Source organism: Nitrospirillum pindoramense, assembly GCF_007827955.1.
Classification (GTDB): Bacteria; Pseudomonadota; Alphaproteobacteria; order Azospirillales; family Azospirillaceae; genus Nitrospirillum; species Nitrospirillum amazonense_B.
The window spans coordinates 1-12,865 of the sequence record NZ_VITR01000001.1 but is presented as its reverse complement, the minus strand read 5'-3'; the positions used below and the strand labels follow the sequence as shown (position 1 = coordinate 12,865).

Annotated in this window: 12 protein-coding genes; 9 read left to right on the top strand and 3 right to left on the bottom strand. The window is 67.6% G+C overall.

The window, feature by feature from the left end; translation table 11 throughout:
* The first annotated feature begins 9 nt into the window (after positions 1-9).
* From FBZ90_RS00060 to FBZ90_RS00050, 3 genes are all read left to right on the top strand, one after another.
* Positions 10-984, top strand: a complete 975-nt coding sequence (locus FBZ90_RS00060) for an ABC transporter permease (protein ID WP_145728803.1) — start codon at positions 10-12, stop codon at positions 982-984.
* A gap of 118 nt (positions 985-1,102) precedes the next feature.
* Positions 1,103-3,100: a bifunctional 2',3'-cyclic-nucleotide 2'-phosphodiesterase/3'-nucleotidase gene (locus tag FBZ90_RS00055; protein WP_145728801.1), complete on the top strand. Its 1,998-nt coding sequence runs from the start codon at positions 1,103-1,105 to the stop codon at positions 3,098-3,100.
* A gap of 11 nt (positions 3,101-3,111) precedes the next feature.
* Positions 3,112-3,714, top strand: coding sequence for a nucleoside 2-deoxyribosyltransferase (locus FBZ90_RS00050; RefSeq protein WP_145728799.1), 603 nt, complete (start codon positions 3,112-3,114; stop codon positions 3,712-3,714).
* A 64-nt stretch (positions 3,715-3,778) separates the two neighbouring features.
* Here FBZ90_RS00050 and FBZ90_RS00045 read toward each other — a convergent pair whose 3' ends face one another.
* Both FBZ90_RS00045 and FBZ90_RS00040 read right to left on the bottom strand, forming a co-directional pair.
* Complete coding sequence (locus FBZ90_RS00045; protein WP_145728797.1) at positions 3,779-4,012, bottom strand: hypothetical protein; 234 nt, start codon at positions 4,010-4,012, stop codon at positions 3,779-3,781.
* Between the two features lie 312 nt (positions 4,013-4,324).
* The gene (locus FBZ90_RS00040; RefSeq protein WP_145728795.1) at positions 4,325-4,591 is read right to left on the bottom strand and encodes a hypothetical protein; all 267 of its coding nucleotides are present in this window, start codon (positions 4,589-4,591) and stop codon (positions 4,325-4,327) included.
* Positions 4,592-4,996: 405 nt separating this feature from the next.
* Between FBZ90_RS00040 and FBZ90_RS00035 the strand changes: the two genes are divergently transcribed.
* From FBZ90_RS00035 to FBZ90_RS28040, 6 genes are all read left to right on the top strand, one after another.
* Positions 4,997-5,455 carry a Csu type fimbrial protein gene (locus FBZ90_RS00035; RefSeq protein WP_145728794.1) on the top strand — a complete coding sequence of 153 codons (459 nt, stop codon included), beginning with the start codon at positions 4,997-4,999 and terminating at the stop codon, positions 5,453-5,455.
* Between the two features lie 315 nt (positions 5,456-5,770).
* On the top strand, positions 5,771-6,232 hold the full coding sequence (locus FBZ90_RS00030; protein ID WP_145728792.1) for a spore coat protein U domain-containing protein: 462 nt from the start codon (positions 5,771-5,773) through the stop codon (positions 6,230-6,232).
* Between the two features lie 442 nt (positions 6,233-6,674).
* Positions 6,675-8,756 (top strand): carbon starvation CstA family protein, encoded by a 2,082-nt coding sequence (locus FBZ90_RS00025; RefSeq protein WP_145728790.1) that lies wholly within the window; start codon positions 6,675-6,677, stop codon positions 8,754-8,756.
* Positions 8,756-8,956 carry a YbdD/YjiX family protein gene (locus tag FBZ90_RS00020; protein ID WP_145728788.1) on the top strand — a complete coding sequence of 67 codons (201 nt, stop codon included), beginning with the start codon at positions 8,756-8,758 and terminating at the stop codon, positions 8,954-8,956. Before FBZ90_RS00025 ends, FBZ90_RS00020 begins: the two co-directional genes overlap by 1 nt.
* Positions 8,957-9,035: 79 nt before the next feature.
* Positions 9,036-9,821, top strand: coding sequence for an exodeoxyribonuclease III (locus FBZ90_RS00015; RefSeq protein WP_145728786.1), 786 nt, complete (start codon positions 9,036-9,038; stop codon positions 9,819-9,821).
* Positions 9,822-10,011: 190 nt separating this feature from the next.
* Positions 10,012-10,800 (top strand): MerR family transcriptional regulator, encoded by a 789-nt coding sequence (locus tag FBZ90_RS28040; RefSeq protein WP_211101861.1) that lies wholly within the window; start codon positions 10,012-10,014, stop codon positions 10,798-10,800.
* A 67-nt stretch (positions 10,801-10,867) separates the two neighbouring features.
* Here the strand turns inward: FBZ90_RS28040 and FBZ90_RS00005 are convergent, their stop codons facing one another.
* On the bottom strand, positions 10,868-12,418 hold the full coding sequence (locus FBZ90_RS00005) for an efflux transporter outer membrane subunit (protein WP_145728784.1): 1,551 nt from the start codon (positions 12,416-12,418) through the stop codon (positions 10,868-10,870).
* Positions 12,419-12,865 lie beyond the last annotated feature (447 nt).

The following is a 12,865-nucleotide window of genomic DNA, read 5'->3' as shown; positions in this document are numbered from 1 at the left end:
GAAGAGATCATGGACGATACCGCCCTGTGGATCGTGTCGCTGCTGGCCAGCACCGTGCGCCTGGCGACACCGCTGGTGCTGGCGGCACTGGCCGGCTTCTATTCCGAGCGCGCCGGCGTGGTCGACATCGGCCTGGAGGGCAAGATGCTGACCGGCGCCTTCGCCGCCGCCGCCACCGCCACCGCCACCGGGTCGCCTTGGGCGGGCCTGGCGGCCGCCATCGCGGCATCGCTGGTGCTGGCCCTGGTGCACGGCTTCGCCTGCATCACCCATCGCGGCGACCAGGTCGTGGCCGGCGTCGCCATCAACACCATCGCCGCCGGCCTGACCGCCGTGCTGGCCAACGCCTGGTTCGACCTGGGCGGCCGCACCCCGTCGCTGGACGGCACGCAGCGTTTCCTGGGCCTGCATTTCCCCCTGACCGACGCCCTGCGCGGCGTGCCCCTGCTGGGCCGCCTTTATGGTGAGGTCGTGGGCGGACAGAACCTGCTGGTCTACCTGGCGGTCCTGGCCGTGCCCCTCACCTCATGGGTCGCCTACCGCACCCGCTTCGGCCTGCGCCTGCGGGCGGTGGGGGAAAACCCGGCCGCCGTGGACACCGCCGGCATTTCCGTGCCCTGGCTGCGCTATCGCGCCGTGCTGATCACCGGCGCCCTATGCGGTGTCGCCGGCGCCTATCTCTCCATCGCACAGGGCGCCGGCTTTCAGGAGAACATGACCGCCGGCAAGGGATACCTGGCGCTGGCTGCCCTGATCCTGGGCAAGTGGCGGCCCTATCCCACCCTGGCGGGCTGCCTGCTGTTCGCCGCCACCGACGCCTTGCAGGCCCGTTTGCAGGGGGTGGCCCTGCCGGTGGTCGGCGCGGTGCCGGTGCAGATCATCGAAGTGCTGCCCTACATCCTGACCGTGCTGCTGCTGGCCGGCTTCGTCGGCAAGTCCATCCCGCCCAAGGCGGCCGGCCAAGCCTATGTCAAAGATCGCTGAGCGACCTACATCAAGGCGGGCGCCGATCATCTTGATGTAACAGCGCGCCTGTAAAGCCAGGGCGGGGGCCGGACGCCGGCCCCGCCATTTCCCCGACGCCGATGAAGGACGCCCCGCCATGCCCGCCCGCCGCCGCCTGGCCGCCCTGCTGTTGACCGGTAGCATGCTGATCGGGGCCGTGACCGCGACGGCGCAGGAGGCCCGGCCCGAGCAGATCGACGTGCAGATCCTGTCGACGACCGACCTGCACATGAACCTCATGGATTACGATTACTACGCCGACAGGCCGGACCCGGGCGTCGGCCTGGTGCGGGTGGCCAGCCTGATCCGCAAGGCGCGCGCGGAAAAGCCCAACACCCTGCTGGTGGATGCCGGCGACCTGATCCAGGGTACGCCCATGGGCGACTATGTGGCCCGCGTCCAGGGCCTGGGGCCGGGCAAGTTCCAGCCCATCATCGCCGCCATGAACGCCCTGGGCTATGACGCCGCCGTCATGGGCAACCATGAATTCAACTTCGGCCTGGATTACGCCGTCGCGGCGGAGAAGGAGGCCAAGTACCCCGTGCTGGCCGGCAACGTGAACCGGGTGGAGGATGGCCAGCCGCTGTTCCCCGCCGGCGTCATCCTGGACCGGCAGTTCACCGACGGCACCGGCGCCAAGCACACGGTGCGGGTGGGCGTGGTCGGCGTGCTGACGCCCCAGATCGTGCTGTGGGACAAGGACAAGCTGGAGGGCAAGGTCACCACCGCCGACATCGTGGACGTGGCGGCCAAGACGGCCCGCGACCTGAAGGCCCAGGGGGCCGACGTGGTGGTGGTGGTGACGCACAGCGGCCTGTCGGGCGCGCCCTACCAGAAGATGGCGGAGAACGCCGGCGTCGCGGTTGCCGCCATCCCCGAGGTGGACGCCGTCGTCACCGGCCATTCCCACCGCGTCTTCCCCGGTGCCGATTATGCCAACCTGCCGGACGCCGACATCCCTCACGGCCTGATCCATGGCAAGCCGGTGGTCATGGCCGGATTCTTCGGCGACCATCTGGGCGTGATCGACCTGATCCTGTCCGCCGATCCCAAGGCCCATGACGGCAAGGGTGGCTGGATCGTGGTCGGCGGCCATGCCGAAACCCGCGCCGTGCTGACGCGGGTGAATGGCAAGGCCACCCCCCTGGTGGAACCGGACGCGCAGGTGGCGGCCCTGGCCCAGGCCGCGCACCAGGCCACGCTGGACTATGTGCGCCAGCCCGTGGGCAAGAGCACCGGCCGCATCGAGACCTATTTCGCCTTCATCGCCGACCAGCCGGCCCTGGACATCGTGTCCGACGCCCAGCGCGCCTATGTGGCCAAGGCCCTGGCGGGCGGCCCCTACGCCGGGCTACCCATCCTGTCGGCCGCGGCCCCGTTCAAGGCCGGCGGCAAGCCGGGACCCGACTATTTCACCGACGTGGCCGCCGGGCAGATCAGCCTGCGCAACGTGGCCGACCTCTACCTCTATCCCAACACCGTCGCGGCGGTGAAGGTGACGGGCGCCCAGGTGCGGGATTGGCTGGAAATGGCGGCGCGCGTGTTCAACCGCATCGATCCGGCCAAGAAGGAAGCGCAGATGCTGGTGAACCGCGCTGTTCCCAGCTTCGACTTCGATGTCATCGATGGCGTCACCTGGCGGGTCGACCTGACCCAGGCACCCCGCTTCGGGGGCGATGGCAAGCCGCTGCCCGGCGACAACCACCGCATCGTCGACCTGCGCTATGAGGGCCGGCCGGTGAAGGACGATGACGAATTCATCGTCGTCACCAACAACTACCGCGCCAACGGCGGCGGCAACTTCCCCGGCCTGGATGGCAAAAATATCGTCTATTCCGGGACGGAGACGATCCAGGAGATCATCGCCGACCATCTGCGCGGCGTCGGCACGCTGATGCCCAAGACCAACCACAGCTGGGGTTTCGCCCCCATCGCAGCGCCGGTGACGGTGCTGTACGACACCAACGCCAAGGCCGCCCCACTGCTGACCAACTACCCCAACCTCAGCGACGCCGGCCCGGGCGAGCCGGGGCTGGAGCTGTTCCGCGTCGACCTGTCACCGACGGCGCTGGCCGGCCAGGCCCTAGGCAAGTGAGGATCGGTCGGATGGGGGACGGGGACGTGCGGGTCGACAAGAAAGTATGGCGGGCCTACCTGGCGGGGCCGGAGGTGTTCCTGCCCGACCCGGGTGCCGCGGCCGAAGTGCTGCGCGCCGTGTGCGCGCGACATGGCATCGTCGGCGTCTTTCCCCTGGATGGCGCGGTCGCCGCCACCCCTGGGGAGCCGCCGGCGGCACACGCCGCCCGCATCCGCGCCGCCAACCTGGCGCTGATTCGGGAGACGGACCTGGTGCTGGCCAACGCCAGCCCCTTCCGGGGCCCCTCCGCCGACGATGGCACAGCCTATGAGATGGGCTACGCCACGGCGCTGGGGCGGCCGGTGTTCGCCTACACCGAAACGGCCGACAGCCTGCTGGAGCGCACACGGGCCCACGGCCCCGTCACACGCAGCGAGGACGGCGCCTGGCGCGACCCGGCGGGACAGATGGTGGAGGATTTCGGCCTGGGCGCCAATCTGATGCTGGTGGACCCGGCGATCACCGCCCGGGGCAGGGTCGGCACCCACGGCCTGTACCAGGGCGCGGAGGCCGCCGTCGCGGCGGCGGCGGCCTGGATCGCCGGGCAGCCCCCAAGCCCTGAAATACGGTAGCTGAAAACACGACAGCCGGGCCGTTGCCGGCCCGGCTGTCGTCGGTCCTACCGTTTCACGCGCATCAGGCGGCGTTCTGCGACACACCCATGCGACGGAACCGGTCGCTGTCCAAAACCACCTCAAGCGCAAGGCTCAGGCGATCACTGGCGCGACCATCGACCAGGAATTCGACATGGGGCGGATGACCCGCCCGCTGGTGGATGGCGTGGACCAGCAGGCGACGCTTGGGCAGCTTCACCTCTTCCATCCATTCACCGGGTTTGGGCGGCTCGCCCCCGCGCCTAGACAACACCATAGCTTCCCTACTCCTTAACAGCCTCGGCGGTGCCCGCGCATGCGGCACCCCCGCGGGGTCGGCTCTTGAAACCCGGGCCGTTCGCCGGACCGGCCGCCCGGGGGTGAAACCCTTGGGCTGTCACGGTCAGCATAATCCAAATCAAATGCTAAGAGATATAGCTTAGGGGTACGTGGTGCCCTTGTCATCCGCCATCTTCCCCCCTTTCGCCATCCGGGGCCGCCAAAAGGGGCAGGCCGGTGCGGAAAGTGGAATGGGCAGGGCCGCCGCCATAGGGAAATATCCCATACTTCGCAGATGGTTGCTCTATTCCTATCCTCCGCTCAACCAGCCGTCCCGCCAGGCGTCGGCATCCGCGACATCACCTAAAGAGCCAAGCGGGTCGGTTGCCTCGAAGGGATTAGACAAAAGGCTATGTCCCTCGCGCCGAGCGGCAGACCCCATGGCATAGGCGATGAGCAGATAGCCCATCAGTTCGCTGCCCAAACCGCCCGAACCGGAACCGGCCGAACCGGAACCGCCTGGCCCCGCCTGAGGGGAAGAGAGCGGCGCGGCGAGAACATCGGCGGTGATGGTCATGGGCGTTCTCCTCCCTGGCGCCTGTCGAGACGGGCAGTGCCGTTGAGGTACCGAAGCCCGCGCTCAGCGTCCTTGAGATGAATCAATCAGCGACCAAGTGGTTCACCCAACGAAGTCCATAAGGCTGCGTAATGAGGAAGCCAGGTTGGGGTTCGAGGATTGTTTGCATTATGCAATGCTTTGGTCACCGAACTATTCAAAAGGCGCGATGCGTATCGCAGTGCAAAAGGTGAAATTCTGCATCGCATCGTAGGACAGCACCGCGACACCCACGCGATGCATCATGTTAGTTAATTGAAATTAATACATTCATGGCGATTCGGTGAAAATTGGCATGCCTCGTGCTTATAACGGGACATGAACCAAATGGGCAAAGCCCACCCCGAACCGATAGGACTTACCGCCATGATCCGCCGCATTGCCGCCGCCTCCGCCCTTGTCGCCGCCCTGATCTCCGCCCCGGCCCTGGCCGACACGTCGGGCAGCATCCGGCTCAGCGGCACCGTCGCGCAGACCTGCACCGTGGCGGTGACCGATGCCGGCGCCACCCTGAACATCCTGTCCGGCTCCAGCAACGTGGCGGTCGGCAGCGTGGTCGAGAACTGCAACGACGGCGCCGGCTACACCATCACCGTCGCCTCGGCCAACAACGGCACCCTGAAGTCCAGCGCCACCGGCGCCCAGGCCATCAGCTACACCACGTCCTACGACGGCACCAGCGGCTCGGGCTCCAGCTTCGCCGTCACCCGCTCCGGCGCCCAGTTCAACAAGACCGCCGCCGTGTCCGTGACCGTCCCGGCCAACGCCCAGGCCATCGCCGGCAGCTACGCCGACACCCTGACCATCACCATCGCCGGCAAGTAAGCCGACCCCTTCTTCGTCGTGCCAAAGGGGCGCCCCCGGCCGGGGCGCCCTTTCGTGCGTCCGGGCCGACCCTGGCGAACGGCAAATCCTAATGCATTGATTCGCTTGCGTTCCTGACCTTCCACCCACTGCGGAACGCAAGGGTTGGGCTGCCGCGCCCGACAAGCCCGGCCGGCATTGATAAGATATATTAACCTTATCAATGCGTTAACAAATAAGCCCGGCGCGGTCCCGGTTCTGGCCCCCCGTTTGCTGTTACCTCTCCCATCAAGCAAACGGGCAACAAGCCCAGCCGAACCGATAGGAACCACCGTCATGACCCGCTTCGCCGCCGCCGCCCTGATCGCCGTCGCTTCCCTGGCCGCCGCCCCCGCCTTCGCCGCCGCCAGCGCCTCGGGCACCATCCAGCTGAACAGCACCGTCGCCCAGACCTGCACCGTGGCCGTCACCGACGCCGGCGCCCAGCTGAACATCCTCTCCGGCTCCAACGCCGTCACCGTCGGCAGCGTGGTCGAGACTTGCAACGACGGCGCCGGCTACCAGATCAGCGTCACCTCCGCCAACGGCGGCACCCTGAAGTCCAACGCCACCGGCGCCCAGCCCATCAGCTACACCCCCATCTACGACGGCCAGTCCAGCGGCAGCAGCGTCAACGTCGTCCGCTCCTCCGCCCAGTTCAACAAGACCGCCACCGTCGCCGTCACCGTCCCCGCCAACGCCCAGGCCATCGCCGGCAGCTACACCGACACCCTCACCATCACCATCCAGGGCAAGTGAGCCGCCAGCCACACCAGCGCACAAGCAAAACGGCCCCGCCTGCTCAGCCAGGCGGGGCCGTTTTTGTTTTCTCGCCACCGCAGCAAAGGGCGCCAGCGCACGGCGCAATAAAAAACCCCGGCAGCCTCAAAGGCGCCGGGGTCGAGTTTAAAAGGGAGGAAAACGCAACCAAGTTGCCCTCCTGTTATCGCTCTTAACTATGAACAAATCCTTTACTGCAGCGCACAAAGACGGACCACCCAACGGGTGCCAAACCCTGAGGGCCGCCCCTGTCCAAGCAGCAAACGATCCTGTAATATCAAGGCTGTTAGCCCTGGCGTGGCACTGCAAAGCCCCGTCTGGACCCCCGTCACGGCGTGCCGGACAGAGGTTCACGGTTTAAGAGAATTCGGGGTACCCCCTTCGCCCGGGCTGGGGTGTGGGATACTTGGGAGGAAACGGAATGAACGGAACCGCCGGACGGCTCGTCTGGCTGATCGTGGCGCTTGTCGGCGCCGGATCGCTGGGCGTGGTCGCGCTGTCGCGCGGCGAAAGCATCAACGCGCTGTGGGTGGTTGTGGCGGCGCTGTGCACCTACACCATCGCCTATCGCTTCTACAGCCTGTACATCGCCAATGTCGCCCTGAAGCTGGACGGCGGGCGCGCCACCCCGGCCATCCGCCATAACGATGGCCTGGATTATGTGCCCACGGACAAATGGGTGCTGTTCGGCCACCACTTCGCCGCCATCGCCGGCGCCGGCCCCCTGGTGGGTCCTGTCCTGGCCGCGCAGATGGGCTACCTGCCTGGTACCCTGTGGATCCTGGTCGGCGTCGTCTTCGCCGGCGCCGTACAGGACTTCATCATCCTGTTCGCCTCCACCCGCCGCGACGGCCGGTCCCTGGGCGACATGATCAAGTCCGAGATGGGCACGGTGCCGGGCGTCATCGCCCTGTTCGGCGTGCTGCTGATCATGATCATCCTGCTGGCCGTGCTGGCGCTGATCGTGGTCAAGGCCCTGGCCGGCAGCCCCTGGGGCACCTTCACCGTCTTCGCCACCATGCCCATCGCCGTGCTGATGGGCGTCTACGGCCGTTTCATCCGCCCCGGCCGCGTGGGCGAGATGTCGGCCATCGGCCTGGTCCTGCTGCTGCTGGGCATCATGGGCGGCCAGTGGGTGGCGGAGGATCCCGCCTGGGCCGCGGCCTTCACCTTCAAGGGTGAGACGCTGGCCCTGATGCTGATCGGTTACGGCTTCATCGCCTCGGTCCTGCCGGTGTGGCTGCTGCTGGCGCCGCGCGACTACCTGTCAACCTTCCTGAAGATCGGCACCATCATCGCGCTGGCCGTGGGCATCCTGATCGTCATGCCCGAGTTGCACATGCCGGCGGTCAGCCGTTTCGTCGACGGCAGCGGCCCGGTCTTCTCCGGCCAGCTGTTCCCCTTCCTGTTCATCACCATCGCCTGCGGCTCGGTCTCGGGCTTCCACGCCCTGATTTCCTCCGGCACCACGCCCAAGATGCTGGAGACGGAGACCCAGGCCCGCATGATCGGCTACGGCGCCATGCTGGCCGAAAGCTTCGTGGCCATCATGGCCCTGATCTCGGCCTGCGTGCTTCACCCGGGCGTCTATTTCGCCATGAACACCCCCGCCGGCGTCATCGGCACCACGGTGGACCAGGCGGCGCAGGTGGTGGGCAACTGGGGCTTCGCCATCACGCCCGACGAGCTGGCCCAGGTGGCCAAGAACGTGGGCGAATCGACCATCCTCAGCCGCGCAGGAGGCGCCCCCACCCTGGCCGTGGGCATGTCCACCATCCTGTCCAACCTGGTCGGCGGCCAGTCCATGACCGCCTTCTGGTACCACTTCGCCATCCTGTTCGAGGCCCTGTTCATCCTAACCACGGTCGACGCCGGCACCCGCGTAGCCCGCTTCATGATCCAGGACCTGCTGGGCACGGCGGTGCCGGCCCTGCGCGTCACCCAGAGCTGGGGCGCCAACCTGCTGGCCACGGCCATCGCCGTCGCCGGTTGGGGCTATTTCCTGTACCAGGGCGTGGTCGACCCGTTGGGTGGCATCAACACGCTGTGGCCCCTGTTCGGCATCTCCAACCAGATGCTGGCGGCCATCGCCCTGATGCTGGGCACGGTCATCCTGTTCAAGATGAAGCGGGAGAAGTTCGCCTGGATCACCATCCTGCCCACCACCTGGCTGGCCATCTGCACGCTGACCGCCGGCTGGCAGAAGCTGTTCGATGACAACCCGGCCGTGGGTTTCCTGGCGCACGCCAGGAAGTTCTCGGTCGCCCTGGCCGACGGCAAGGTCCTGGCCCCGGCCAAGACGACGGAGGCCATGGCCCGGGTCATCACCAACGATTATGTCGACGCCACCCTGTGCGGGGTGTTCATGGCCGTGGTCGTTTCCATGCTGGTGTTCGGCCTGCTGAACATCCGCAAGGCCCTGGCCAACCCGCGCGCCACGACGCACGAGGTCGGTGCCGTCTCCCTCGGGGGTGGGGCCGCCATCGCCGCCGGGGACGACTGATGGCGGCGCAGGCGCAAGCCCTTCCCTTCGCCAAGCTGGTGGCCCGCATGGCCAACCTGATGGTGGGGTTGCCGGACTACGACAGCTATGTCGAGCATCGGCGCCTCAACCATCCGGACCAGCCGGTCATGTCGCGGGAGGCGTTCTTCCGCGAACGGCAGGAGGCGCGATACAGCGGCAAGGTCGGCCGCTGTTGCTGAACCCGTCCGATTTGTTTACCGAGAGGGGGCCCCACGTGGGCCCCCTCTTTCTTTGCCCGCGACCAACGAAAGCCCCAGCATGCGCATCATCTCCGCCAACCTGAACGGCATCCGCTCCGCCACCACCAAGGGCTTCTTCGAGTGGATGGCGGCCCAGGACGCCGACATCGTCTGCGTGCAGGAGCTGAAGGCCCAGGCTGAGGACATGACGCCCCTGATGCTGGCGCCCAGCGACGCCGCCGGCGCCCCCTATCATGGGTTTTTCCAATACGCGGAAAAGAAAGGTTACAGCGGCGTCGGCCTCTACAGCCGCAAGGCGCCGGACCAAGTGATCGTGGGCCTGGGGATCGAGGACATCGACGCCGAGGGCCGCTATGTCGAGGCGGTGTTCGGCAACCTGTCCGTCGTCTCGGTCTACCTGCCCTCCGGTTCCAGCGGGGAGCATCGGCAGGCCGCCAAGTTCGCCTTCATGGACCGCTTTCTGCCCCACATGGCGGCCCTGGCCCAGGCGGGCCGCCAGGTCATCATCTGCGGCGACTGGAACATCGCCCACAAGGAGATCGACCTGAAGAACTGGAAGGGCAACCTGAAGAACTCGGGCTTCCTGCCGGAGGAGCGCGCCTGGCTGTCTCGCCTGTTCGATGAGCAGGGCTGGGTCGACGTCTATCGCCGCCTATACCCCGAGGTGGGGGAGGAAGGCTACACATGGTGGTCCAACCGGGGCCAGGCCTGGGCCAAGAACGTGGGCTGGCGCATCGATTACCAGATCGCCACGCCGGGCGTGGCCGCCACCGCCCAACGGGCCGCCATCTACAAGGACCAGCGCTTCAGCGACCATGCGCCGCTGACCGTGGATTATCTTTAAGTTTTTCCTCAAACGCCGGCAGGCGCATCCGCGCCTTTGGCTTATCCTTGTTCCGCCCTACGGTGCTCACTGCGGGGCCGGCGGTCGCCGGCCTTAAAAAAAACCTCTTGAGCCGGACCTTGGGTCATACCCGCACCGTCCCCTTATCGACGATGATCGGGGGCGAACGGTGCACACAAGGGCGAACGGCATGGCCAGGAAGCGGATGGCGGAACCGGTGCTGACGGCGGCGGAAGCGGCCATGCGCACCGGGCTGACCGTCCGGGCGCTGCGGGTCTATGAGGCCAGGGGCCTGCTGGACCCGCCGCGCACGGACAAGGGCTGGCGGCTGTATGGCCCCCGGGAGTTCCAACGCCTGGGTATCATCCAGGCGCTGAAATCCCTGGGCCTGTCGCTGGCCGAGATCGCCCGGGTCCTGGCCGGCGACACCCCGTCGCTGCGGCGCGTGCTGGAGGTGCAGGCCGCCCTCTGGCGCGGCCGGCTGGCGGCGGCCCAGGCCGGCCTGGACCTGGTGGAGCAGGCCCTGGCCCGCACGGATACGTCCCGTCCCGACGTCCCCCCGATCTCCGTCGATGATCTGTGCACTTTGATCCGGAGATTGGACATGAACACAATGCCTGAAACCCTGCGCACCGTCCTGGCCGAGGACTACACGGCCGAGGAACGCGCCACCCTGATGACACCCCGGGGCAGTGAGGCGGCGGCGGCCGAGGGCGCCCGCGCCTGGACCCAGTTGATCGCCGACATCCAGGCCTTGCGGCAGGCCGGCATTCCGGCCACCGATCCGCAAGCCCAGGAGGCCGCCCGGCGCTGGCAGGGCCTGGTGGCCGCCTTCACCCAGGGGGACGGGGCGGTGGCGCAACGCACCGCCGGCCTATGGCAAAAGGCCCTGGACCGCGACCCGCAAGGTCACGGCCTGCCCTTCGACCAGGGCCTGTGGGATTATGTCGGCGCCGCCACGAAAGCGGCCCAGGCGTAGGCGCAAAAGAAAACCCGCCCTGGCCTGCGCCGGGGCGGGTTCTCCTTGAACTCGAGCCGGGTGGCGATCAGCGCGCGGCCTTGGCCTGGGACAGGAAGCTGCTGCCATCGTCCTGCCAGCCGCCGCCCAGCGCCTTGAACAGGCTGACACTGGCCTGCACCCGCGACAGCTTCACCTGGGCGAGGGTGTCCTGAGTGGACAGCAGGGTGCGCTGGGTATCCAGCAGGGTCTGCAGATCGGTCAGGCCGCCCTTGTAGCGGTCCTCCGCCAGTTCGAAAGCGCGCTGGCTTTGGGCCACGGCGTCCTTCTGCAGGCTGTACTGGTCCTGGTAGCGGTCGATGGAGTAGACGGCGCTTTCCACGTCGGACAGGGCGGACAGGGCGGCCTTGCGGTAATCCTCCGCCAGTTCGCGATGCCGGCCTTCCGCCTGGCGCACCTGGCCCTCCAGCCGCCCGCCGGAGAACAGGCTCTGCGCCAGGTTGCCACCCAGGCTGAACAGCAGGGTGGGGGCGTTCACCAGATGGGCCAGGGTCGCCGCCTCGACACCCGTGCTGGCGTTCAGGGTGACGGACGGCAGCATCTGGGTCCGCGCCACCGTTATGTCGGCGCCGGCGGCGGCCAATTGCGCCTCGGCATAGCGGATGTCGGGGCGGCGGGTCAGCAGTTCGGCCGGGACGCCGGTGCCCAGGGCCGGGGGCTGCACGTCGGCCAGGCCACGGCCCTGGACGGTGAAGCCTTCCGGCGCCCGGCCCAGCAGGATGGCCAGGGCGTTCACCTGCGTGCGTTCCTGCTGTTCCAGGGCCGGCACGGCGGCGCGCTGGGTGGCCACGATGGATTTCTGCTGCACCAGATCCAGCTGGCTGTCGGCGCCGGCGGCCACGCGAGCCTCGATCAAGGACAGCACATGCTCGGCATTTTCCAGGTTGCCGCGCGCCACCGCCAAGCGGTCCCGCAGCGCCAGGATCTGGAAATAGGTCGACGCCACATTGCTGCTGAGCGACAGGGCAACTGTTTCGTTATCGAAACGGCTGGCGTCCAGGCTGAATTGCGCGGAATCGCGGCTGGCGCGGTTCTTGCCCCAGAAGTCGATCTCATAGCTGGCGGAAAGCGACGCCTGGTGCACATTGCTGGCATAGTCGCTGGCCGGCACGGAGGCCAGGCCGCGGGCGGCCGAGCCCTTCATGTTACGGCTGCCGGAGCGGGTGCTGCCCAGCCCAAGCTGGACGCTGGGCCACAAGGGGGCGCCGGCGATTTCCGCCTGGGCCTCGGCCTGGGCGATACGGGCGGCGGCGGCCCCCAGGTCGGGGTTGTCGGCCCGCGCCTGGGCCAACAACTGGGTCAGTTCGGGGGAGTTGAAACCCGACCACCAGTCGGTGCTGGGCCAGGCGGCGGCGGCGGTGGTCACGGCCACCGTCTTGGTCGTGCCATCCGCGACGCCGCCCTGGGTGGACGTGGCATCCCACTTGGACGGCATCACCAGGGTCTTGGCCGGGTCGGCCGGGGTTTCCCCGTCCAGCGCGCAGGCCGCCAGCATCAGCGGCAGGAAGGCGACAGCCAGCCGGCGGAGCCGGAGAGGGGCGGCCGAGGACGGGGCGACGGGGGTGCGCGGCGTGGACATCGTGGAAACCTTCGATCCGGCAAAACGGTTTCGTCCCCCCGCACGGACGACAGCGCAAAGGCTGGGTGCAGGGGCTGGCGATAGGGAACGCATGTCAAGAAAGACCAGCGGCGCGGACGGGTTCGGTCGGTTTGGCCCCCGCCACGGCCCGGCGCATCCGGTCCAGTGCAATCGTGCAGTGGTTTAAGGCAAAGGCCGCCCGCGTCTCAGTGACGCGGCGCACATGTCACCGGGCGGCCGCCACGCTTGGAGCAGACCGACCAAAGGTGGAATCGCCTTTGGGCGTGAAGCTGCTCGTGGGACAGACTCAGCGAGAGCTGGCTGCGTCTGGTTTTACGCAAGTCGGCTCTAGCAGGATGCGGAAAAACCCTTTCGTCTGAGTTCCTGTCGTGATTCGCTTCCTCATGACGATGAGGAGGATGGGATGCGTGGCGGAGACATTCGGAC

Excerpts from the sequence above, each read along its gene's own strand:
- FBZ90_RS00020 (WP_145728788.1), top strand. The coding sequence starts at position 8,756 with ATGGCGGCGCAGGCGCAAGCCCTTCCCTTCGCCAAGCTGGTGGCCCGC.
- FBZ90_RS00055 (WP_145728801.1), top strand. The coding sequence starts at position 1,103 with ATGCCCGCCCGCCGCCGCCTGGCCGCCCTGCTGTTGACCGGTAGCATG.
- FBZ90_RS00030 (WP_145728792.1), top strand. The coding sequence starts at position 5,771 with ATGACCCGCTTCGCCGCCGCCGCCCTGATCGCCGTCGCTTCCCTGGCC.
- FBZ90_RS00045 (WP_145728797.1), bottom strand. The coding sequence starts at position 4,012 with ATGGTGTTGTCTAGGCGCGGGGGCGAGCCGCCCAAACCCGGTGAATGG.
- FBZ90_RS00005 (WP_145728784.1), bottom strand. The coding sequence starts at position 12,418 with ATGTCCACGCCGCGCACCCCCGTCGCCCCGTCCTCGGCCGCCCCTCTC.
- FBZ90_RS00050 (WP_145728799.1), top strand. The coding sequence starts at position 3,112 with ATGGGGGACGGGGACGTGCGGGTCGACAAGAAAGTATGGCGGGCCTAC.
- FBZ90_RS00035 (WP_145728794.1), top strand. The coding sequence starts at position 4,997 with ATGATCCGCCGCATTGCCGCCGCCTCCGCCCTTGTCGCCGCCCTGATC.
- FBZ90_RS00060 (WP_145728803.1), top strand. The coding sequence starts at position 10 with ATGGACGATACCGCCCTGTGGATCGTGTCGCTGCTGGCCAGCACCGTG.
- FBZ90_RS00025 (WP_145728790.1), top strand. The coding sequence starts at position 6,675 with ATGAACGGAACCGCCGGACGGCTCGTCTGGCTGATCGTGGCGCTTGTC.
- FBZ90_RS28040 (WP_211101861.1), top strand. The coding sequence starts at position 10,012 with ATGGCCAGGAAGCGGATGGCGGAACCGGTGCTGACGGCGGCGGAAGCG.
- FBZ90_RS00015 (WP_145728786.1), top strand. The coding sequence starts at position 9,036 with ATGCGCATCATCTCCGCCAACCTGAACGGCATCCGCTCCGCCACCACC.
- FBZ90_RS00040 (WP_145728795.1), bottom strand. The coding sequence starts at position 4,591 with ATGACCATCACCGCCGATGTTCTCGCCGCGCCGCTCTCTTCCCCTCAG.